We start from the raw sequence: 23,397 nt of genomic DNA on the forward strand, positions 1-23,397 counted from the left end.
AAAGATAATTATTTACTCGAATTGTCTATTTGTCTTTCGATTTTAATTGAATGGGTATAGACTTTTCCATCACTTCCTGTGGCAATACTCCCAGAAACTTTAATCGTATCGTCTTGAGGTTGATCTTGTTTGTAGGTTGGAAAATAAAAATCTACACTTTTAGCAATTCGATTCAAAATGGTGAGATCATTTTCATTATTGGAGTCTACATTCAATTTAAGGCTTCGCAAATTGGCTAAGCCCGTTTTTTTGACTTCAACTTCATAGGAGAAATTTAGTTGAGTTGCGACTTCGAATCCGCTTTTATTGATCCTATCGGTAAACCGTTTAGCAAGAAACGCATAGAAGTTTGAAAAGTCATCAAAACTACAAGATTTGCTGTTTAATAGTTCAGCTCGGATAAAATAATCGTAGGGTAAAACGCTTAAAGCCTGAAAATCTTCACTTGGAAGCTCTCCATTATCATCATAAGTAGCAACGATTTTTCCATCAACAAAGCGTTGTGTCATCGCGTAAATGGGTTGCTGTCCAACATTGTAAAAGTAGGTGTTCCAGTTTCCCTGTGGTTTACCACTTTTTACTTTGCCTTTACGTAGATAAAAATCATACCCGAATTCTGTGAACCCTTCGAATGGAATAGCGAATTCATAGTTTCCTTCACCGCCAACGATTTCCTGTTTTCCTCGATTATCCCAATAATCTTTAATGAAATAACCGTAATCACCATAGGCCACCGTTAATAACGGTTTACCATCGGGATAATAATATTTGCAATCACCGACAGGATAGTTATCCTTAAAATTTATTTCCCATTTCAACACACCATTCGGATGAAAAGCTTGAAATAGACCTTCTTTTTTACCATCCTTATAATTGCCGACCAGTATACGATTGCCATTGGGCGCGAAATCACGAAACTCTCCTTCGAAAATTTGCTTTGTGAAATCAAATTTGCTTACACGTTCAATTGATTTGAATTCGCAATCTTTTGCCGCCAGATAATAATACTTATCAAAATAGAAACGAATTAAGCCTTGATCTAATTTCTCGTAAAATACAGGTTTACCGTCTTGTGCCTGAATAGATTGGCAGCAAAACGAGGATAACAACAACAGTATAGAAATGAATTTTTTAGTCATAACAAAAATTAATGTGCTTCAAGCCAGTTTTTACCTTCTCCGATTTCAACAACCAACGGAACATTTGTTTTTATAGCATTTGTCATTTTGTCCAGAATAATGGTTTTGAATGCTTCGACCTCTTGTTTCGGAACATCAAACACCAGCTCATCGTGTACTTGCATAATCATTTTACCTACCAATCCCTGATGCTCGATTTCCTTTTGTATTGCAATCATGGCAATCTTGATTAAATCAGCTGCCGAACCTTGAATAGGGGCATTGATCGCATTTCGTTCAGCAAATCCCCGAACAGTCATGTTTGCTGAATTAATGTCTCTCAAATAACGTCTACGCTTTAAAATTGTTTCAACGTAGCCTTTCTCTTTAGCAGATTCAACGGCGTCGCTCATATACTTCTTTATACCGGTATATTGGTTGAAATATTCGTTGATGATGTCAGCAGCTTCTTTACGCGAGATACCTAGATTTTGAGATAAACCAAAGGCGGATTGACCGTATATAATACCAAAATTTACTGCTTTCGCGTTGCGACGCTGTTCTGATGTAACCTCCTCAAAAGCCATATTATACACTTTGGCAGCGGTGGCACGATGAATATCATGTCCTTGAGTAAAGGCTTCTAACATATTTTGATCTTTGCTCAACTCCGCTATTAAGCGTAATTCGATCTGTGAATAATCGGCGGATAAGATCACATGATCTTTCGAACGTGGGATAAATGCTTTCCTCACTTCACGGCCTCTTTCCGTACGGATCGGAATATTCTGCAGATTAGGATTTGTAGAGCTCAAGCGGCCTGTTGCGGCGACAGCTTGATTATAGGAAGTATGGATCAACCCCGTTTCTGGATTGATCAATTCAGGTAATGAATCTACGTAAGTTGACTTTAATTTCTGTAACTGCCTAAAATTCAAGATGTCCTGGACAATATCTGATTTGTGCGCCAGCGCCAATAAAACATCTTCACCGGTTTTGTACTGCCCTGTTTTTGTTTTCTTTGCTTTCGGATCCAGTTGGAGCTTGTCGAATAAGACTTCGCCTAACTGTTTTGGTGAGGCAATATTAAAGTTCACTCCAGCTTTTTCAAATATGGCATTCTCTAGATCCTTGATGTCCTGTTCCAATGTTTTGGAAAATTCGCCAAGAGCGGGGACATCCACTTTTACTCCATTTCGTTCTATTTCAGCAAGTACATACACAAGTGGAAATTCGACCTCCTGGGCCAATTGTAATGTATCCGTTTCTACCAAAAGGGGGTGGAATATATTTTTTAGCTGTAATGTAATATCAGCATCTTCAGCAGCGTATTCTTTGATTTTTTCGAAATCAACATCCCGCATATTTCCTTGTTTTTTCCCTTTTTCTCCAATGAGTTCTGTAATGGAGACTGGCGTGTAATTCAGATAGTTCTCCGCAAGGACATCCATGCCATGTCGCGTATCAGGGTCAATGAGGTAATGCGCTAACATGGTATCGAATAAGGCTCCCTGCACCTTAACACCATATCTTGCCAATAAGAGGATATCGTACTTGATATTCTGACCGATCTTTTCAATTGCTGGATTTTCCAGTACAGACTTAAAGATATCGACGATGCGTTGGGCTTCTTCCCGATTTGCTGGTGTAGGGATATAGTATGCTTTCCCAGTTTCAAACGAAAATGAAAGTCCGACAATATCAGCAAGATTCGCGTCTAACCCTGTTGTTTCTGTGTCGAAACAAAAGCTGCGTTTTGAGTTGAGTTCCTTGGCGAGTTTTTCTTGTTCTTCGGTTGTATCTACCAGTGTGTATTCGTGTGTTGTATTTTGAATATTTTTTAGAACAATATTTTCATTTGAAACTTCTATTGCTGTACTTGTTGTATTTGCTGTTATCTCTGTAGCAAATAAATCCATCTGTCCATTTACAGGTGAATTCTTTTCAAGTATGGAGAAATCATCTCCAAAAACTCTTTTTCCCAATGTTCTAAATTCCAATTCAGCAAAGAGGGGTTCGAGCATGTCTTTATTTGGATCCTCAAGTTCTAGCGCTTTTTCGTTAAACTCAACGGGCACATCCAACAAAATTGTTGCTAATTTTTTTGAAATTAACCCCTGTTCTGCGAAATTTTCAACGTTTTCGCGCATTTTTCCTTTTAGCTGATCCGCATTGGCAATAATTCCTTCGACTGACCCAAATTCCTGAACAAGTTTTTTTGCGGTTTTCTCACCAATACCTGGAATTCCTGGGATATTATCTACAGCATCACCCCATAAGCCCAAAATATCGATGACCTGGCACACGTCTGTTACCTCCCACTTTTCGAGAATTTCTTTGACTCCTTGTACTTCAGCCCCATTACCCATACGGGCTGGTTTGTAAATAAAAATATTGTCTGAGACAAGCTGACCAAAATCTTTATCCGGTGTCATACAATAGACTTGGAAGTTTTCTTGTTCTGCTTTTTTCGCTAATGTTCCGATGATATCATCCGCTTCATAACCGTCCATTGTAATAATAGGGATATTGAATCCCTCAATCAGACGGTAGATATATGGAATAGAAGCAGAAAGGTCTTCGGGCATTTTTTCACGATGTGCTTTATAGGCTTCAAATTCAATATGGCGTGCTGTAGGAGCTGCCGTGTCGAACACTACTGCTATATGAGAAGGTTGTTGATTTTTCAATACCTCCAACAATGTATTGGTAAAACCCATGATTGCCCCAGTATTCAACCCTGTCGAGGTGATCCTTGGGGTCTTGCTCAAAGCAAAATATGCTCTATATATGAGAGCCATGCCATCTAAAAGAAATAGTTTTTTCACAAAATTGAATTTTAGTCTCCTTACAAAGGTAAGAAATTCATCAAACCGTAAGTTTAATAAATTTTTCCGATTTTTGTGCTATGACACATTTAATGCAACAGGTTCTATGAGAGGATTGGTAACAAAGTCCACAGGTAGTTGGTATCAGGTTTTGGGCGAAGATGACAAGAGATATGATTGCCGGATCAAAGGAAAATTTCGTACCAAGGGAATTAAAACGACCAACCCGGTGGCTGTAGGAGACTGGGTGCATTTTGATGTGGAGCCGGATCTTGAAAGTGCTGTCATTCGTGAATTGGAACCGCGTCGTAATTATATTATTCGAAAGTCGGTAAACCTCTCCAAACAAACACAGATTATCGGGGCAAACCTAGATCAGGCTTTTTTGGTGGTTACGTTGGCTTCTCCGCCAACATCTTTGGGTTTTATTGACCGTTTTTTGGTGACGACCGAAGCTTATGGAATACCTGCGGTACTTATTTTTAATAAACTCGATCTTTTCAGTGATGAAGGTTTGGAAATATTGGCCGACTATAAGGCCATTTATGAACGAATCGGCTATCCATGCTATGAGGTATCGGCTTTGACGGGAAAGAATATAGATGTTGTCAAGGAGCTACTTCAGGATAAAATTACATTAGTGTCAGGTCATTCTGGTGTTGGTAAATCTACTTTGATTAATGCTATTGTACCTGAATATGGTTTGAAGACAGGAGAAATTTCGGATTGGTCAGATAAGGGGAAGCACACCACTACATTTGCAGAGATGTTTGACTTACCTTTTGCGGGTAAACTGATTGATACACCCGGTATTCGCGAGTTGGGAATTGTGGATATTGAAAAACAGGAACTGTCCCACTTTTTCCCTGAGATGCGTGCATTGATGAACCAATGCCGGTTCAATAATTGTCGGCATATCAACGAGCCCGGGTGTGTGATTATGGAAGCCGTTGAGGAGGGAGAAATTGAATCTTCACGTTACGATAGTTATCTCAGTATGTATCATAATGAAGATAGCAGAGCTTAATACAGAAAGGCCTCCATTTATGGAAGCCTTTCTGTATTTAAAAGGAAGAGAGCGTTTATTTTATGGCTTGTGTTAGATTCATGTAGTCCCTTAGATAGGTACATTCCTTTGAAGCCATATTGAAAAAAGGCGTGTCCTTATATTGTGTATTTAGTTCTTTAAAGTACCTATTCTGCAGCGAAAAGCGGTAGAACGGATTTTTCAAGGGGGAATCATAATATTGCCAGCGAGTGTCCTCAGTATAAACAAAGTCTTTCTGTTCACATTTTGCGAGCATGAAGGTACATTTGGCCTTAAACTCTTTATCTGAACTTAGTGACCGGGCTTTGTTATACCATTCTTTTGCTGATTTTGTCTGTACGTAATTCCGTTGCCAGTGAATTGTTGTGCCAGCATGATTGTCTGAGGATGACCAATCGTACGACACCAAAGACCAGGCGTTTCCGTAGGTGCTGGTCTGATAAATGCCTGTGGCCATCTGAAAGTAATAGTCGGCTTTTTTCTGATTGTTTTTTTCGCTTTTTATGGCATTCTCCAATCGGGCCATGCGTTCTGCATATTTTAGTTTGGTCGTATTCTCTTTTCCGTATTTCTTTGGATAGTCATTGATGGTGACGATAAACGGACTGGGGATAATATCCGTTTCATCTTCATTGTACGAATTCCTTATTTCTTTTATTTTGTGATCTTTAGGAAGTGCCTGTAATGTTGTCGCCGCTTTTTGAAAATCAAGCTCCCGTAGATATGCTGTGCCTAGCAGTTCTGTCAAATAATCTCTATTGAAATGCTTGATATCTTGCAATAAAAAACGGGATAATGTATTTTGTTGCGTGTTGTCAGACAGTAGTGCCCTTATTTTTAATAATGTTTTAGGTGTGAGACTATTTTCCCAAAAATGCATGGTGGACCATTGCATGTTGTCTTCAAGAGAATCCTTGGCGATACCGTAATTATAGAAGATATCGGCTTTTACAGCGGCTAAACTCGCCATAGCTGTATCTTGTGTGCTGAGGTAATGTTTGACGACAAGGTTCTGGAGGATATTTCTAGCAATCAGACTGTAATTGCTATATTCAAAAGCACTATAGCTCCATTCCTTTTTGTTACTTGAATTTTTGCCATCCTGTTTGGCTTTCTGCTCCAGCCACGCTAATGTTTTGACCAGCTTGGGCTGATCAATCTGTTTACTGGTTTGCCAATCGGCTAATTGCGTAAGCAGCACTGTAATCTGATATTGATCGCCCAACCTAGGATTCAATTCATTTTCTTTTACCTGGGCAAGATATTTTTTTGCTAGATCATTTTCTCTATTCATCCAGCTTAAATAAGCTGCTGTAATCAAACCAAGCCGTGGCTGAACGTATTTTTTGTCTTGATAGAGGTTTAATGCGAAATCGCGAAGGGAATCCAAATGTTGTTTAATGGTGCTTTTGTCTTCGTTTCTAGCGTAATAGTTGTAGTTCTCGCCATAACCAATATAAAAAGACTCATTCATATCGCCTTCTATTTTGTTGACTTCCCTTCCCAACAAAACTGCATTTACGGTATTGGCTGGATCAAGCTTGTAACAGGCGTTTAGATATTTCATAGTACGGTCTCCAGTGCCGAATCCAATAATGGCATTAATGTTAAAGTTGTCTGCATCAGTGCTGGCATATTGAAAAATCTCTGTGTCAGAAGCTGTGATATAATGAAAATTAGCGTACGCCAAAACCCGTCTTTCGGGGCTTGCTGTAAATAACCTGGAGAAAAGGTATGCCGCTTTAGCCCCATCACCATTTTTACGGACAGCACCAGCGTAGTTGGAAAGTGCCCAATTTAAAATAGCTTCATTCCCTTTTATAGGCTGTAAGTATTTCTCATAGACAGCAATACTTTTGGCATATTCCTGACCGAATAGATATAAGCGTGCGGCCTGATAAGCGTAACGGACAAAAAGGAAACTGTTTTTTTTATGCTTGTTGATCTGTGCTTCGGCCAGTTCGGCATATTGTACAATCTCTTTAAAATTCCGCGTATTGGGATCCCAATAATTGTGTTGAACATTTGTAATGGGCTCTTGCTTTTTTGTGAAAATAAAGTAAGCTCGCTCAGGTTCATGTTTACCATCAATTAAGGTTTGTAAAAATGTATTTCCTTTGATGGAATCCGGAAGATTGCTCCAGGATGATTTTTTTTGGTTACTGACCAAATCAGACGTCGCCGAGTCGCTGTAGTACATCAATTGTTCGATATCTTTTATATTTACATCCGACCCTAGGTGTTTTGCCCAAGCTTCACTGTTGACAATGCTTTCCTTGACTGGAGCTTCTTCGGTATAAAGAAATTGATAGGGGATGTATTGAAATGCAGAAAACCCGTTGTCTTCGAGATTCGGAAGATAGTAAGTTGTTTGGTTGTCATAGGGATCCATTTCGGGTCCACAAGCGATATTTGTTGCAATCTCTCCAAAAAAGAAAGCGATCGTGGTGCTAGAAAGCACGAATAATTTCTTGTAACTCAGCATTGTCATGATTTGCTAATGTAGCTTGATCTAAATGATAAAAAATAATCTGATGTTTTTTTCCGTTCAGTTCTCCCCTCAAAAATTTTGCCGTTTGCAAAAGATCATCGTGAGTCACCTGCTCAAATCGGATAACATCTCCTTTTTTGAGATTTGCTTTTGGAAGATCGGTAATTAAAATGTATAAGTTACTTTTTGGGTTGCGTGTAAATAGGGCTTTATTATTGATATCCTGTTCACTAATATATTTCGAAATACCAATGTAACTATTGTTTCTAAAAACCACAAACCATTGAAATAAAGGAAGTGCAATATCCATTTGCATTGGATAATTGCGTAATGTACCACCTAAATAGACCTTTAGATCCTGTTGATTCAGAATGGAATTCTGGTTTCCAAACTGGCGTAAATTGCCCATGTTGTAGCACATTAAAGTCACTTTTTTTACGGGTGGAATACCGCTTGTAACAGTATTCTTAACTTGATGTAATCTTAAGGTTGAGCTAATAATAACATCTTTTAAATCAGGTAATTCTTGTAGGTAATTGAGCAAGTAGAAGAATTTGTCGCGTGATGTCTGTGTCCAGTCACAGTCCAATTGCAATTCGTTGAATTTTTCTTTACCAGCCTGCTTAATTTTTGCAGAGACAAATGGAACAATCTTATTGGCTAATGCTCTTATTTGTAAACTGTCCATTTCTGAAAAGATACGCTGATTGATAAATACGACTGGTATTAAAGTCTGTTCTTTAGGTACAGGCTGGGAGAAGGTAATGGGGCTAATGGGGACAGCCTGAACACCCGAGGGATCAAAGTCTATATCCATAATTCGTGTATATATGGACTTAGCAGCCACTTCTTTTAAAGCACGATGTTCTATAGTATCGAGTTGAAAGACTGTTTTCCAAAAATAGAAGCCTGTTTCGGGTTTGGAATTTGAACAAGAATTGAATATAAGTAGCCAAAACGGTACAAGAAATAAAAAAAGTCGTATTCGGAGCTGCATATTTTCTTTATTTAGTAGTATTTGAAACAAAAGGGGAATTGATCTTGTTTGCTATTCAATAAATAAAGACTAAATTACAAAGAGATTGTGACTTTATGAAGCCTATTTTTAAGTGGATCATTGGGATTGTTGTGTTTATTCTCCTGGCTTTGACTGGGGGCATTATGTATTTTAGCAATAAATTGAAACCGCTGTTGGATACCAAAATAAAACAGCTGGTTTTGCAGGCGACAGATAGTCTGTACACTGTTCACTACGATGATATTCATGTTAATCTTGCACTGGGAAATCTAACCATAGATAATCTTCATTTAATTCCGGATAGTGTTGTGTATAAAAAATTAGAGCTTATGAAAAAGGCTCCAGACAATCGATATGCAATAATCATCAACAAGCTTAAGATTAAAAGCTTTGGCATTCGTAAGGTACTAATGGATAAAGAGCTTTTCCTACACGATGTCACCGTAAATACGCCAATGATACATGTTATCAATGAGGTGCATAGTTATAACGATACTGTAAGCCAAGGGCCTAAGAAACCCTTGTACGAAAAAATAAAAGATAATTTAAAGAAGATTCATGTTGAAGCTGTCAATTTGAATAATATTGATTTTAAATATACGCAGGTACAAAAGGGTGTACATCAGGATTTTGAGATAAAAAAAGTGAAAGTGCGGATTGATGATGTCTTTATTGATTCGACTTCGGAGCAAGACAGACAACGTTTTTATCATACGAAGATGATCGATATCGAAGTGCCGGGCTTTACTTATAAAACTCCGGATGGTTTTTATAAAATCAATTTTGATAAACTTAAGATCAATAGTAAAGACAGGAATGTCCTCCTGACCAAGATCGCTTATCAGCCGACTTTAAACAAAGCCGCCTATTATAAGAAAAAAAGGGAAGGCGGAAGTTATGTTGTCTTTAAAATGGACACCTTGCAACTGACTGGGTTCAATTTTGGGCAACTTTCCAGAGATAAAAAGGTTTATGCACAAAAAGCATTCTTAAAAAACGGGCAACTTTCCATCTATAGCGATAAGTACTATAAGAGTCCTGCTACCCGACAAATTGGAAATGCACCGCACATGAAATTGATGCAAATGTCAACTAGAATGGGAATTGATTCGCTGATTCTGGATAATATTGGTATTGCTTATTCGGAGATGAGTGATCAATATAGCCAGATAGGAACCATTACTTTTGATCATACCTATGGTACCATATTGAATGTGACAAATGATTCGACAAAGTTACTCAAGCAAAAGCTTATGCGTGCTAATCTGAGCACTAATTTTATGAACTCAGGAAAGCTATTGACTAACTTTGTCTTTGATATGACCTCCAAAGTTGGGGCTTATACCTATAAGGGTAGTCTTGGACAGATGGATTTAACCGCTGTCAATAAAATGATTCGGCCATTGCTGAATGTTGAGGTTAAATCCGGTAATCTAAAACAAATCGTATTTGATGTCTGGGCTAATGACTACAGGAGTAAGGGGACGTTTAAAATGGATTACAACGATTTGAAAGTTAACATACTCTCTGAAACAGGTGAGGACGGACGTCGAGAAAAGAAGGGCTTCCTTTCATTTATGGTCAATCAGGTTTTATTTAATCCTGGAAACCCAGACCTTTATGGTAAATATACTGTGGGGCATATCAACAAGCATCGAGACCCCTATCATCCTTTCTTTAAGGCAATGTGGCAAAGTTTGCTGATGGGAATTAAACAATGTGTCGGTTTAGGGCCAGAGCGCGAGGCAAAATTGATGAATACAGCAGATCGTGTTGAGAAGGTCGTGAGTGGAGTGGAGAAAGCGAAGAAATTATTCTCAGGGATATTCAAAAAACATAAAACCGCTGAAGAGCTGCTAAAAGAAGAGAAGGAGGAAGAGGCAAAAGCGGCTGCCAAAATAGAGGAAAAGCGAAAACGGGATCGAGAGAAGGCTGAAAAGGAATTAGAGAAAGAAAAACCTGGGGATTAAAAAAGTGGAGATGTAGCGAAAGACACTGGTAGATTCCGTTTCACGTGAAAATAAAGTGCTTTTAGGGGATAGATGTTGGTAGATTTTTGAATAAAGGCAAATTTACCTTAGTTTGCGGTTTATAATGGTAGATTCTATATTAAGTTTTATTCGATTTGTTTTCAAATATAAAAACGGTCTTGTAGATAAGATCATGTTCTATGCGAGCATGATTTGTGCTGCGATAGTTATTTTCAATGTTGGTTATGTAACAGATCCAACTTTGGGTATTTTGCTAGGTAAAACAATCCACTACCTATTTTTCGTGCTTTTCTTTATGATCGCATTGCGGGAATCTTCATCTATCTATGCACTGAAGAAGATTGCTGTTGAACATTATTCAGGCTTGTTTATCCTGATTTATTTTATTTTTATTTTGATTGCTCGTTTCGCTGGGATTGATGCGCTATCGGTCTTTTCACGCGAACAGTGGATTTATTTAGGGATTTATATTATTTTTATCGCCGAATTATCGAAAAGCACGCTCTTTTTCGATAATTTTTATTTTAATCCCACCATACTATTTGTTATCAGCTTTCTTGTGCTTATCCTGATAGGGACAGTCCTATTGATGCTTCCGCGAACAACGATTGAAGCTCCGCTCAGTTTTGTTGATGCCTTGTTTATGGCTACTAGTGCTGTTTGTATAACAGGACTGTCCGTATCAGATATTTCAACCAACTTTAGCATGTTTGGTCAGACCGTTATTATTGTATTGATACAGGTCGGTGGATTGGGAATTATGACATTTACAGGGTTTTTTGGATATTTTTTCTCCGGTGGATTTTCATTCAAAAACCAACTGATGTTTGGTGAGATATTGGGTGAAAATAAAGTGGCTTCAGTCATTAAGACATTGTTGACCATGATATTTATTACACTGTTGTTTGAATTTCTTGGTGCATTATTGATTTTTAGTACCTTGGAAAGGACTAACTTCCCGAATATGGGGAGTATGATTTTCTTCTCAATTTTTCATTCCATTTCTTCTTTCTGTAATGCCGGATTTTCTATTTTGTCTGGGGGTATCACCAATGAGGCATATAAGTTCAACTATCCATTTCAATTGGCTCTTTCCTCATTGTTTATTCTTGGGGGATTAGGTTTTGGAATTGTGCTCAACTTTTATACCTACATAAAGGAGTCTATATTACTGTGGTACCACCGTTTGATCACGAAGAAAAATTACAAACATAAAGCTTGGAGTTTTAGCTTCAACTCCAAGTTAGTTCTACTTTGTAATGCGATTATTATTGTTGCGGCAACACTTTTCTTTTACTTTTTGGAACGGAAGAATACGCTTTCTTTAGAAAAAGGCTTAGATGGCGAATGGGCCACGTCTTTTTTTATGGCAAATGCTGCGCGTTCTGCAGGTTACAATAGTATTGATTTAAGTTTCGTCGGAGCCCCAACTATTTTTCTGATCATGTTGCTGATGTGGATAGGGGCCTCCCCAGGGTCTACTGGAGGCGGAGTTAAAGTGACAACAGTAGCACTTTCTTTTATAAATATTATTTCTTTAGCAAAGGGTAAGGAATATATTGAAATTTTTAAACGAAGAATAGCAAGTGAATCCGTCAATAAAGCTTTTGCAATCATTTTATTGTCGTTTATAGTCGTTGGGCTCAGTTTTTTTGTCCTTATTTTTACTGATCCAGATAAAAGTATGAAAGATTTGTTGTTTGAATCGTTATCGGCATATACGACCTGCGGCTTGAGTTTGGGTATTACCCCTTCCTTAAGTATGGGTGGAAAACTGATCATTGTGGTGACCATGCTGGTCGGTCGTGTGGGTATGTTAACATTATTGGTTGCGTTTATCAAAAATACGACACGCCGGAATATTATATTTCCGGAGGAAAAGATCTTGTTTTAAATGCATTCTTTTTTACACGTGAATTTGGAAATGAAGAGAAAAAAGGTTGATTAATAGTATAGGGTGTAATTATGCTTGTAAATACAATAAATTTATCTTAGTTTGAGTTATGAAGTATATTGTTTTAGGGTTAGGACATTTTGGGCGTTCATTGGGTGTTCATCTTACTGAACTCGGTCATGAAGTGATTGGAGCAGATAAAAGTCTAACTATAGTGGAGCAGCTCAAAGATAAGATCACGCATACCGTATGTTTGGATACAACAGATCGGGAGGCTGTATCTTCACTACCTTTGAAAGATGCGCATGCTGTAATTGTAGCTATTGGGGAAGATGAAGGAGCGTCTCTTATGACTGTAGCACTCCTAAAACAATTAAAAGTAAAGCGTATAATCGGCCGTATCGTATCTGATTTGCAGAAGACAGTTTTGGAAGCGATGGAGATCAATGAGTATATTATGCCAGAAGAAGAGGCGGCTGAGCGCTTGGCGATGCGGTTGGACAATATCGATATCGTTGATTCCTTTAAGGTTTCAGATCGGTATTCTATTGTCGAAACAAAGGTTCCACAGCGTTATGTTGGTATGACGCTACGCGAGGCTAATCTGACGAATCTATATAAAATTATTGTATTGACGACAGTAAAAATTACAGAAACGAAAAAAGACGGAATTACCAAAGAACAAAAGGAAGCATCTGGTATCGCCACGTCTGAAACAGTCATGGCGGAAGGGGATATCTTAGTTGTTTTTGGCGAATTATCCGACATCAATAAGTTAATTCAAAAAGGAGAATAAAATTATGTTATTAACAACAACAAGTGTTATCGAGGGACACCAGATCGATCGTTATTTGGGGATTGTTTCTTCAGAGGTTGTTTTGGGAGCGAATGCCATTAAGGATATGATGGCTGGATTTAGAGATTTTTTTGGTGGTCGATCCAATTCCTACGAGCGGGCGTTTCAGGAGACTCGTGAGGCTGCATTGCGTGAGCTAGAAGATCGCGCGAAAGCATTGGGAGCTGACGCAGTCGTTGGTGTACGATTGGATTTCCAAACTGTTGGAACAGGGGGAATGATGATGGTAGGAGCAACGGGGACAGCCGTTAAAATGAAATAAACTCAAGATAGCCCTAATTATAATTAGGGCATTTTTTTTATAAATAAGACGGGAGTGAATCCATCATTATTCATTTCCCCTGCATTTTTAGGCTAAACTGTCTTTGATGAATCATAGCAATTTGAGGTTTATTTCTTTTCATCATCTAAGAGAACTGTATTTAATAGATTGCGCATAATTATAATTGTATATAAAAACAAATTTATCTAAGTTTGGCTTTTAAGACTTTTAAACAACCTAAGAGGATAAATGAAAAATTGGTTTAAGGCGAATTCAGCACATTTGATCGTTATTGCGGTATTTATTGCGCTCGTATTTTTTTATTTCACACCTGTTTGGCAGGGAAAGACACTTGCCCAATCAGATGTTGTACAGGCGCAAGCTGGACAAAAGGAATTATTTGATTATAAAGCCAAAGATGGAAAGGCACCTTTATGGACGAATTCTATGTTTGGAGGAATGCCTACCTATCAAATCTGGCAGGCAAATGAAAATAATATAGGTACCTACTTGTTGAAAGCGGTGAAATTTGCCTTTCCAAGTCCGATGGATACAGTGTTGTTTTATCTATTGGGGGCCTACTTTCTTTTTAGCGTATTACGCATCAAACCCTGGCTTGCTGCGGTGGGCGCAGTTGCAATAGCCTTTACTTCCTACAACTTTATTTATATTGAAGCTGGACATATTACCAGGGCAAATGCAATCGCCTTTATACCGCCTGTTATTGCTGCGGTGATTATGTGTTATCGTGGGAGTAAGTTATGGGGGCCAGTACTGCTGGCGTTATTTCTTTCCTTGGAAATACGTGTCAATCACCTACAGACGACTTATTACTTGTTAATGGCGTTGATGGTATACGTTATTTTTACCTTAGTCGATGCGATCAAACAAAAACAATTAAAGGAATTCTTTATCGCCTCCGGCAGACAGGTGATTGCGGTTATCATTGCTTTAATGGTCAATGCATCCATTTTATTGCCTACTTGGGAGTACAGTAAGCTAAGTACACGTGGCCATGCTAATATTACGAAGGTTGACAATAATAACACAAAAGCAAAAGGACTTGATAAAGAATATGCTTATGAATGGAGCCAAGGTGTTGGCGAGACCATGACCTTTATGATTCCTAATGCTTATGGCGGAGCTAGTGGTGGTCAATTGGACGAAAAATCGCATGTTGCCAAATTCTTTATGGAAAAAGGAAGAGTGTCTGAAGTTCAAGCAGGGCAGATGGCACAAGGTATGCCAACCTATTGGGGGGACAAACGCTTTACATCAGGACCATGGTATTTTGGGGCCGGTGTTTTCTTCTTGTTTATATTGGGACTTGTCATTGTCAAAAACCGTTTCAAATGGTGGATATTGACGACTACTATATTAGCATTGCTTTTGTCATTTGGAAAGAATTTCACATTGGTTTCTGATTTATTCTTTGATTATTTTCCGATGTACAACAAGTTTAGGGCTGTTGAATCCATCTTGGTTCTTGTTTCAATCACAGTGCCTCTGTTGGCTATTATGACGGTGAATGAATTGCTGACACGGGCCAAAGAAATTCCAAACCTGGATAAGAAAGTGCTTTATACTTTTGCCGGTGTGGGGGGCGTTTGCCTACTGATTGGTTTAATGCCTGATCTATTCTTGAATTTTAGAAATGGGGAACATAATAATTTAATAGAATCGTTCACACAGCAAATTGGTGATAAATCTTTTGCTACGGAACTGGCAAATCAACTGGTTTTGGATCGTAAGGATATCGCGAGTAAAGATGCTTACCGCTCCTTTTTGATTGTCTTGCTTACATTCGGACTGGTTTGGTTTTACCTTAAGAAAAAGCTTAATGAAGGTGTTTTATTGGGGACCTTGCTTATCTTGTTTTTATTCGATTTGTGGAGTGTAGATAAACGCTTTTTGAATGATAAATCTTTTATGGAGAAAGGTGCGACTGCACAGCAGGTGTTTCAGCAACGCGAAGTTGATCAATTGATTTTGATGGATAAGGATCCAAGTTATCGCGTCCTTGATTTGACGACTGATCCATTCTCTGATGCCCATCCTTCGTATTTTCATAAATCGTTAGGAGGCTACCATGCTGCTAAATTAATGCGTTTTCAGGAGATTTTAGAGAACCAATTCAATGGAGCGCTTAATGAAGATGTATTGGATATGTTCAATGTGCGTTATTTAATTACAACAGATCCGCAGAATCAATCGCAGCGTATTGTGAGACGGAGTACTGCCGCTGGAAATGCTTGGTTTGTAGACAAGGTGACTTTTGTAAAAGGAAACGCGGAGGAAATGCAGGCGATCAGCTCTTTTGATCCACTTAAAGAAGCATTTGTGAATCAACAGTACCAGAATGAAATCAAAGCAAAAACTTCGAGCGCGACTACAACAGGAGAAATTAAATTGACTTCCTATCATCCTGATAAAATGCAGTACGAATATACTACTGCTAATGACGCTTTTGCGGTATTCTCCGAGATATTCTACGATAAGGGCTGGAAGGCTTATGTTGATGGAAAGGAAACGCCAATTATCCGTGCAGATTATTTGCTGAGAGCGTTGCAGTTGCCAGCGGGAACACATAAAGTCGAATTTATCTTTGATCCAGAATCACATAAGATGGGTAATTTACTGACTTTAATAGCGTCGATTATCCTTGGATTAGGAGTAGCGGCTGCTGCATATTTCTCATTACGGGATACAAAAAAAGAAACAGTTGCATAGCAAGCTGTTTCTTTTTTAAAGGTTGAAGCTTTAGAATAATTTGAGCTGTGGGTCAGTTATTCTAAAGCTTTTTCTATGATGCGGTGTAGAACCATATTCTAGCACTGCAGTCCGATGCTTTACGGTCGGATAGCCTTTATTATTAAGCCAATCATAAGCGGGGTAATCCGAAGCCAGATTGTCCATGTATTCGTCACGGTAGGTTTTGGCCAAGATGGAGGCTGCTGCGATAGAAAGGTATTTTCCATCACCTTTTATGATGCACGAATGGGGAGTTTCTTGGTAAGGAATAAATCTGTTCCCGTCCACAATGATATATTCCGCTTTTATTTGTAGCATATCTAAGGCTTTATGCATGGCAAGATAACTGGCATTGTGAATATTTATGCGGTCAATTTCTTCCGCTGAAACACTCGCTACAGCATAGGCAAGTGCTTCCCGTTCAATTATCGGCCGTAATGCCATCCTTTTTTTTTCGCTTAATTTTTTCGAATCGTTGAGCAGCTCATGATGATAATCAGCGGGGAAAATTACCGCTGCTGCAAAGACTGGTCCTGCCAAACAACCTCTGCCAGCCTCGTCACATCCCGCTTCAACCTGTTGATCTTGATAATATGATAATAGCATTTTTCTAGTTCTGTAAATGAACGAAAGTACAAATAAAATTAGAGTTATGCATTGTAACTTCTGTGTGAATAATGCCCTTTTACATTAATTAACACTAATAATGTCTTCTTTTGTAAAGATTTAGAATGCGCTGTTGTGAATAGAAAAGAGAGGAGTTGGTTAAACTTAAACGGGGGCATTCGGTCAAAAATTTGTCAATTATAGAGATATAAAAAAATAGGTATTATGAGAGGCTTCATGCTTTTTTTATTGAGTATGTTAACAGGATGGACAGTATATGGCCAGACGAGAAGCGTACAAGGAATGTTAAAGGACGACAAGAACCGAGTTGTCGCAGGAGCAACTGTTAAGTTGACTTCAAAATTGGATTCTATGGTAGCAGGTTCAAATATGGCCGGTATTTTTATATTTGATAGGATCAAGGCGGATACGTTTAAGATTACCGTTTCTAATTTAGGGTTTGAACGTTTTGAAAAGGAGTTTGATTTTCCTAAGGGAGAGGTAAAATACATTATCCCAAGTTTGACCTTGCAACAGAATTCGCAGATGCTTGAGGAGGTTGTTGTGGATGGGGTACCTACCGTGGTTGTGAAAAGTGATACGCTGGAGTACACTATGAAGGATCTGAAGTTACGTGATGGGGCTGTAGCGGAGGATGCGTTGAAAAAATTACAAGGCGTTGAAGTGGATAAAGATGGGAATGTTACCGCGCAGGGTGAATCTGTAAAAAGGGTCAGAATTAATGGCAAAGACTTCTTTGGAGGCGATGTTAAGACAGCAACTCAGAATCTTCCAGCCAATATTGTGCAAAAAATGCAGATTATTGATGATTATGGGGACATGGCTAACATTACAGGTAACAAGAACGGTGATTCCGAAAAAGTACTGAACATTCAGATCGATCCCAAATATAACCAAGGTCATATGACAACGCTCCGTGCTGGCTATGGAACAGAGGATCGTTATCAGGCAACAGGAATGTGGATGGGGATGCGCGAAGGAGAGCAGATTTCTGTACTAGGAAACTTAAACAATACCAATGCACCCTTGTTTGATTTCAATACAACAGGTGGTGGCGCCCGACGTGGTCAAGGTGGTGGTGGACGCCGTGGTGGCGGTATGTTTGGTGGTTCAGATGGCCTTACTAAGATAGGTTCCATTGGTCTTAATTTTCGCAAGGATTTTTCTGATAAGCTGACTGCTTATGGTAGCTATAGTTATAGCCATAGTAACAATACGACATTATCACAGCGATTTCAGGAAAACACGCTTCCCAATATCATGCAAACGGATAGTGTTACATCTAATAGCAACACGATTGGCGGTAGTCATCGCTTCGAGGCAAATGTGGAGTGGAAACCCTCAGCCAATGACTATATTAAAATCTCACCACAATTTGGTTATGATAAAAGTGATGTAACAACATTTTCGGAATCAACTACCTATCGCAACAACGCATTTAACAATTCACAAAAACAGGATATAATCGCTAATTCGACAGCTCCTCGATTTGGTGTCAGCGGATTATACAATCGTAAATTGAATGATAAAGGCAGAAATGTTTTTGTAAACATGAACTTCAATAATGCAAAAACAGAAAAGGACCAAAACGCAATCTTGGATAGGTTATTGGCAGATCCTAATAATGCAGATGCTCCTTTAAGTTCGATTTATGAGAAAACGATTTTAGAGGCCAGTAATAAAAGCTGGAACGCAGGTGCTTCATTGAACTATACAGAGCCACTTTCAGAAAAAGGAAGATTAGAGTTTACCTATGATTTCAACAAGAATAAATATGATAATTCCAATAGACAGGAAGGTCGTAATATGGCTGGGGAGCTGATTGCTGATGATCCTAAATTGAATTTTGACTATAATTATGATTATTCTTTCTCAACACATAAAGTAGGTGCTAATTATCTATATAATGGCGATAAAATCACCTATTCTATTGGGGCAGCTGCACAACCGTCTCAATTGCGGGGAGATGCAATCAGTTCGGGATTAATTGTTCCGATACATCGAAACAATATGAATTGGATGCCAATTGCGCGATTTGAGTATAAGTTCTCCCGCCAATCCAATATTTCTGTGAACTATTCCGGCACGCCAAATGAACCGTCAGTTACCCAGATTCTACCCTTTGATATGAGTACAAATCGTACGAGTATAGTAATCGGTAATGCAAATCTAAATCCCGAGTTTAGCCACCAATTGAATATGCGTTTTCGCAAAAATGATTTTCAGAAAGGAAATAACTTCTTCGCTTTTGTCAATGCTGGCCTGACAAATAATAAAATTGTGAGCCTTAGCAAGAGTTATTTTGATGATTTAATAGATTATCAGACAGGACAAACAAATTCCACCTTAATTTCCGAAACACGGTATTTGAATGAAACTAATGACAAACCATTTAATGTTAGTTCTTTTTATCATTATGGGAAATCACTGAAAGAAAAAACCTACAATATTATGTTGATGGGAGGAGTTTCTTATAACAAAAACATAGGTTATGTTTCTACGGAGAAAGATGATAATATTGGTCAAAAAAATATTGCCAGTAATATTGTATTTAATCAGGGCTTGATGTTTAGGTATAACCCTTCCGAAAATCTAGAAATAAATCCTGGTGTTCGTTATCAATACAATCATACGGAAAATTCATTGACAAATCGAACAACCAATGTTTCTTCTTGGACACCGACTTTGATTGGTTCAATAAATATTACACCGACAACAATTTTTGGGGCAGATCTTTCAAAACAGTTTAATAGTGGTTATGGTGCGGGAATTAATGCAAATCCGTTTGTTATCAATACTTATGTTGAGCAAAAGTTCTTAAAGGAACAACGTGCTACTATACGCCTACAGGCATTTGATTTGTTGAACGAACAGACCAATGTATCTAGAACAGTGAACGAATCTATGATCATGGATAGTCGTACAAATCGCCTCGGGCGCTATTTTATGCTTTTATTCACCTATAAATTCCAGAAGTTTGCAATGGGGACCCCACAGGGGGGAGATGACTTTCATGGAGGTATGAGAAGACCTCGTATGTAAGCCGAACAAAAAAGCTAGCTAAAAAACGGTTATAGTGATTTCGCTATGACCGTTTTGCGTTTAAAAATCCCTAGTTTTGCTGAAAATGCACCAAAATGGTTAAGTTTGATCGGTGGTATTCAATATGTTCGAGCTATTGTTGCAATAATGGCTGGACTGTAAAACATATATTTTGGCGATCTTTTCGCTAATTATCGTAAATAAAGGAAGCTTGGTCGGTTTGTGAGGAGGAAATGCGTTAGGGAAGTGAGAATAGATCAATTAAAGAAATTTCATAAACTGAATGGAGTACGAAATCATTAGACTTTCAAATGGAATCCGTGTGGTATTCCAATATCAAAATTTGCCAATAACCCATGTGTGTATGGTTATTAATGCTGGGTCACGGGACGAATCCGAGGGTAAGTTTGGTGTCGCTCATTTTATTGAACATCTTTTATTTAAACGAACCGAGAAACGTTCAACGCAACAGATTATTGATTATCTGGAGTCTGTCGGAGGAGACCTAAACGCTTATACAACAAAAGAGTATACTTGTGTTCATGCCTCTATACTACAGCCTTATCTCAATCGAGCGCTAGATCTATTTGAGGATATTTTCTTTCATTCTACTTTTCCTGAGGTGGAAATGGACAAGGAAAAATCGGTTATTGTTGATGAAATGGCATCTTACCTGGATAGCCCAGAAGAATCTATCGTCGATGATTTCGAAGATCTTATATTTAAAGGATCGGGGTTGGGGCATAACATCCTAGGGCTTGAAGATCAGCTTTTAGCATTGCAAAAAAACGATATTACGGATTTTATGCAATCTAATTATGATACTCACGAAATGGTTATCGGTATTACAGGTAATTATAAGTTGAAAGAGGTCGAAAAGTTGCTGTATAAAGTCTTTGGAGGAATAACACAAAATACTATTTCGCGTACGAGAAATGATGTTAGTCCAATTATAGAACAACATATTGAGATTCCCAAACCAATCAATCAAGTGCACTATATGCTCGGCTCATTGGCCTATGATTATCGTGACGAGCGTAAAACAGGATTGTTGCTTCTGAATAATATGTTGGGAGGAATGGGTATGGGATCTATCCTTAATCTATCCATCCGGGAAAAATATGGAATTGCCTATACCATCGAATCTAATTACACGATCTTTTCGGATACAGGGTTATTTAGCATCTATCTCGGAACTGATGAAGAAAAGGTTGAAAAAGCAAAAAAGTTGGTGTTTAAAGAGCTATCTAAAATGTGCGATCAATCCCTATCCGATATCAAGTTGAAGAAAGCAAAACAGAAGTTTGTTGGTCAAATTGCTTTAACTGAAGAGAATCGGATGAGTATGATTATTTCAGCAGCTAAAAATGTGATGGATTACGATCGTGTTATATTATTGGATGAAGTGATCGAAAAAATCCAGCATTTAAATAACACTAATCTCCTGGCCATTGCGCAGGATGTATTTGACCCTAGGAAGATGCTGTCGTTGAGTTTTGTTCCAGAAGATTAATATTTGATAGAATTCTATATATTTGTGGTTACAGTAATTCTTAAATATGAAACCGAGCTTGCGAGCTCTCATCAGCCATTAAAGAAAAAAATATAACAGATGAAAACAGCATATGTATTTCCTGGTCAGGGAGCCCAATTTGTTGGGATGGGACAAGACCTGTATAACTTAAATGAAGAAACAAAAGCTTTGTTTGAAAAGGCTAATGATATTTTAGGATTTCGTATCACGGATATTATGTTTTCCGGTACGGACGAGGAGTTGAAACAAACTAATGTAACACAGCCTGCAATTTTTCTGCATTCTGTTATTTTGGCTAAAGCTTTAGGGGACTCATTTCAGCCAGATATGGTGGCTGGGCACTCCTTAGGTGAGTTTTCAGCATTGGTTGCAGCGGGAGCTTTGAGTTTCGAAGATGGACTGAAATTGGTATCCCAACGCGCGAATGCCATGCAAAAAGCATGTGAATTGCAACCTTCAACAATGGCCGCAATTTTGGGCTTAGAAGATGCTGTTGTAGAAGAAATTTGCGCTAAAGTGGATGAAGTGGTTGTAGCGGCGAATTACAATTGTCCGGGACAATTAGTTATTTCGGGATCAATAGAAGGTGTAGATAAAGCCTGTGCTTTGTTGACTGAGGCTGGAGCGAAAAGAGCTTTAAAATTAAATGTTGGCGGTGCATTCCATTCGCCATTGATGGAATCTGCTAAAGTTGAATTACAAGCTGCCATTGAAGCGACTGATATTTTATCTCCAAGATGCCTTATTTATCAAAATATTGATGCACAACCACAAACGGAACCCGCTATTATTAAGCAAAATCTGATTGCACAATTGACCGGGGCTGTGCGTTGGACACAGACTGTACAAAATATGCTTGCGGATGGTGCTACTGCATTTGTAGAGGTTGGGCCAGGAAATGTCTTGCAAGGTTTAGTTAAGAAAGTAGATCGTCAGGTACAAACTTCAGCGGCTTCGGTAACAGCTTAAGAATTGTCTTAACTACAAGAGATCAAGGGCCGATTATTCGGCCCTTTTCTTATACATAAAATCTCATGGTATCTTCTTTACAAAACGCGAATTTAGGGCATATAAACCTTTTGCCTTCTAACGGTGCTGATTCGGTTGCTAGCGTTTAAAAGCTGTAACACTTCTGGCTGATATCCATTGCTTAACCAAATAAATGCAAGGCCTAATAGCGAATTATTAGTCTATTTGTCCTTAAACATGCTATAATGATCTTTCATGACCTGTAAAACGAAATCATTAGGTGTCATTTTTTCAGGGTGTTTAACTTCCATAACCGCCTCGAGACGTTGCACCAAGGCTGTCAGTATTCCTACATCTCTCCTGTCAAATGCCGTTTGATAAACCTCTTTGATCGCATTTGCATCTTTGTCGCTCAACTTAATGACTTGGGGGAATAAAATGGGATGATTTTCAAAGGTCTCTTCATAAATCGTATCACTGAGCTTCAAACTAGGTTTCAAACTAATGACAGATGTTTCTCCGGCGATATCTCCAATGCGTTGACCATTTTTGGATAGAACAATAGCGGTAATCGCAATACCACCCATGGTCATCCATATATCTACTATTGATAATGTCCATCGTGATAGATACTGATAAAAGTCGGCACGAGAGCCATCGAGCTTTACTACTTTTATTTTCATGATCTTTTTACCAATGGTCTGACCACCAAATGCCGTTTCGGTAATCAAGGTATAAAAAAATGCAGGTAACGTCATCCCCATAATAATACCGTAGAAAAGATAAGGGTCTCTACTCGTGATATCTAATGCATCCAACAGAAACATACAAAAGAAAAAGTAACACACGATAATAAAATAGTCTATTGCAAATGCGATCATCCTCGAACCTAGGCTAGCAAGATTATACTGGATTTTTACATTTTGTGCTGTGTTTATCTCAAGCTTATTCATATATTTGGTTTAGCC

15 protein-coding genes are annotated in these 23,397 nt (G+C 38.4%); 9 read left to right on the forward strand and 6 right to left on the reverse strand.

Annotated features, from left to right (window positions below; all coding sequences use genetic code 11):
* Positions 1–8: 8 nt before the first annotated feature.
* Positions 9–1,139, reverse strand: coding sequence for a toxin-antitoxin system YwqK family antitoxin (locus AC07UV_RS12920; protein WP_495184056.1), 1,131 nt, complete (start codon positions 1,137–1,139; stop codon positions 9–11).
* A gap of 8 nt (positions 1,140–1,147) precedes the next feature.
* On the reverse strand, positions 1,148–3,946 hold the full coding sequence (gene polA / locus AC07UV_RS12925) for a DNA polymerase I (RefSeq protein ID WP_495184057.1): 2,799 nt from the start codon (positions 3,944–3,946) through the stop codon (positions 1,148–1,150).
* A 106-nt stretch (positions 3,947–4,052) separates the two neighbouring features.
* Between polA and rsgA the strand changes: the two genes are divergently transcribed.
* Positions 4,053–4,973, forward strand: coding sequence for a ribosome small subunit-dependent GTPase A (rsgA, locus tag AC07UV_RS12930; protein ID WP_282251563.1), 921 nt, complete (start codon positions 4,053–4,055; stop codon positions 4,971–4,973).
* A 55-nt stretch (positions 4,974–5,028) separates the two neighbouring features.
* On the opposite strand, the gene AC07UV_RS12935 is transcribed toward rsgA, so the two are convergent.
* Positions 5,029–7,485, reverse strand: coding sequence for a hypothetical protein (locus AC07UV_RS12935; protein ID WP_495184058.1), 2,457 nt, complete (start codon positions 7,483–7,485; stop codon positions 5,029–5,031).
* The gene (locus AC07UV_RS12940) at positions 7,445–8,302 is read right to left on the reverse strand and encodes a hypothetical protein (protein ID WP_495184059.1); all 858 of its coding nucleotides are present in this window, start codon (positions 8,300–8,302) and stop codon (positions 7,445–7,447) included. Before AC07UV_RS12940 ends, AC07UV_RS12935 begins: the two co-directional genes overlap by 41 nt.
* A gap of 275 nt (positions 8,303–8,577) precedes the next feature.
* On the opposite strand from AC07UV_RS12940, the gene AC07UV_RS12945 reads away from it, so the two are divergent.
* The 5 genes from AC07UV_RS12945 (at position 8,578) to AC07UV_RS12965 (ending at position 16,236) form a co-directional block, all read left to right on the forward strand.
* Positions 8,578–10,473: a hypothetical protein gene (locus AC07UV_RS12945; protein WP_495184060.1), complete on the forward strand. Its 1,896-nt coding sequence runs from the start codon at positions 8,578–8,580 to the stop codon at positions 10,471–10,473.
* Between the two features lie 124 nt (positions 10,474–10,597).
* On the forward strand, positions 10,598–12,388 hold the full coding sequence (locus AC07UV_RS12950) for a TrkH family potassium uptake protein (RefSeq protein WP_495184061.1): 1,791 nt from the start codon (positions 10,598–10,600) through the stop codon (positions 12,386–12,388).
* A 109-nt stretch (positions 12,389–12,497) separates the two neighbouring features.
* The gene (locus AC07UV_RS12955) at positions 12,498–13,184 is read left to right on the forward strand and encodes a potassium channel family protein (RefSeq protein ID WP_495184062.1); all 687 of its coding nucleotides are present in this window, start codon (positions 12,498–12,500) and stop codon (positions 13,182–13,184) included.
* Positions 13,185–13,188: 4 nt separating this feature from the next.
* Positions 13,189–13,506, forward strand: coding sequence for a YbjQ family protein (locus tag AC07UV_RS12960; RefSeq protein ID WP_077437339.1), 318 nt, complete (start codon positions 13,189–13,191; stop codon positions 13,504–13,506).
* Between the two features lie 249 nt (positions 13,507–13,755).
* Positions 13,756–16,236 carry a YfhO family protein gene (locus AC07UV_RS12965; protein WP_495184063.1) on the forward strand — a complete coding sequence of 827 codons (2,481 nt, stop codon included), beginning with the start codon at positions 13,756–13,758 and terminating at the stop codon, positions 16,234–16,236.
* Positions 16,237–16,266: 30 nt separating this feature from the next.
* Here the strand turns inward: AC07UV_RS12965 and rnhB are convergent, their stop codons facing one another.
* On the reverse strand, positions 16,267–16,863 hold the full coding sequence (gene rnhB / locus AC07UV_RS12970; RefSeq protein ID WP_282251575.1) for a ribonuclease HII: 597 nt from the start codon (positions 16,861–16,863) through the stop codon (positions 16,267–16,269).
* Positions 16,864–17,088: 225 nt separating this feature from the next.
* Between rnhB and AC07UV_RS12975 the strand changes: the two genes are divergently transcribed.
* The 3 genes from AC07UV_RS12975 (at position 17,089) to fabD (ending at position 22,429) form a co-directional block, all read left to right on the forward strand.
* A complete protein-coding gene (locus AC07UV_RS12975; protein ID WP_495184064.1) occupies positions 17,089–19,926 on the forward strand; it encodes an outer membrane beta-barrel protein in 2,838 nt (945 codons plus the stop codon).
* A 283-nt stretch (positions 19,927–20,209) separates the two neighbouring features.
* Positions 20,210–21,439 carry a M16 family metallopeptidase gene (locus AC07UV_RS12980; protein WP_495184065.1) on the forward strand — a complete coding sequence of 410 codons (1,230 nt, stop codon included), beginning with the start codon at positions 20,210–20,212 and terminating at the stop codon, positions 21,437–21,439.
* 99 nt (positions 21,440–21,538) lie between these two features.
* Positions 21,539–22,429 carry an ACP S-malonyltransferase gene (fabD, locus tag AC07UV_RS12985; RefSeq protein ID WP_495184066.1) on the forward strand — a complete coding sequence of 297 codons (891 nt, stop codon included), beginning with the start codon at positions 21,539–21,541 and terminating at the stop codon, positions 22,427–22,429.
* A 221-nt stretch (positions 22,430–22,650) separates the two neighbouring features.
* On the opposite strand, the gene AC07UV_RS12990 is transcribed toward fabD, so the two are convergent.
* Positions 22,651–23,382, reverse strand: a complete 732-nt coding sequence (locus tag AC07UV_RS12990) for an RDD family protein (protein ID WP_282251579.1) — start codon at positions 23,380–23,382, stop codon at positions 22,651–22,653.
* Between the last annotated feature and the right edge of the window lie 15 nt (positions 23,383–23,397).

It is taken from the genome of Sphingobacterium sp. GW821-FHT03E03, assembly GCF_059420745.1.

Coding starts and splice junctions, on each gene's coding strand:
- AC07UV_RS12935 (WP_495184058.1), bottom strand. CDS start 7,485: ATGACAATGCTGAGTTACAAGAAATTATTCGTGCTTTCTAGCACCACG.
- AC07UV_RS12920 (WP_495184056.1), bottom strand. CDS start 1,139: ATGACTAAAAAATTCATTTCTATACTGTTGTTGTTATCCTCGTTTTGC.
- fabD (WP_495184066.1), top strand. CDS start 21,539: ATGAAAACAGCATATGTATTTCCTGGTCAGGGAGCCCAATTTGTTGGG.
- AC07UV_RS12945 (WP_495184060.1), top strand. CDS start 8,578: ATGAAGCCTATTTTTAAGTGGATCATTGGGATTGTTGTGTTTATTCTC.
- AC07UV_RS12975 (WP_495184064.1), top strand. CDS start 17,089: ATGAGAGGCTTCATGCTTTTTTTATTGAGTATGTTAACAGGATGGACA.
- AC07UV_RS12950 (WP_495184061.1), top strand. CDS start 10,598: ATGGTAGATTCTATATTAAGTTTTATTCGATTTGTTTTCAAATATAAA.
- AC07UV_RS12990 (WP_282251579.1), bottom strand. CDS start 23,382: ATGAATAAGCTTGAGATAAACACAGCACAAAATGTAAAAATCCAGTAT.
- AC07UV_RS12965 (WP_495184063.1), top strand. CDS start 13,756: ATGAAAAATTGGTTTAAGGCGAATTCAGCACATTTGATCGTTATTGCG.
- rsgA (WP_282251563.1), top strand. CDS start 4,053: ATGAGAGGATTGGTAACAAAGTCCACAGGTAGTTGGTATCAGGTTTTG.
- AC07UV_RS12980 (WP_495184065.1), top strand. CDS start 20,210: ATGGAGTACGAAATCATTAGACTTTCAAATGGAATCCGTGTGGTATTC.
- AC07UV_RS12940 (WP_495184059.1), bottom strand. CDS start 8,302: ATGGATATAGACTTTGATCCCTCGGGTGTTCAGGCTGTCCCCATTAGC.
- AC07UV_RS12955 (WP_495184062.1), top strand. CDS start 12,498: ATGAAGTATATTGTTTTAGGGTTAGGACATTTTGGGCGTTCATTGGGT.
- rnhB (WP_282251575.1), bottom strand. CDS start 16,863: ATGCTATTATCATATTATCAAGATCAACAGGTTGAAGCGGGATGTGAC.
- AC07UV_RS12960 (WP_077437339.1), top strand. CDS start 13,189: ATGTTATTAACAACAACAAGTGTTATCGAGGGACACCAGATCGATCGT.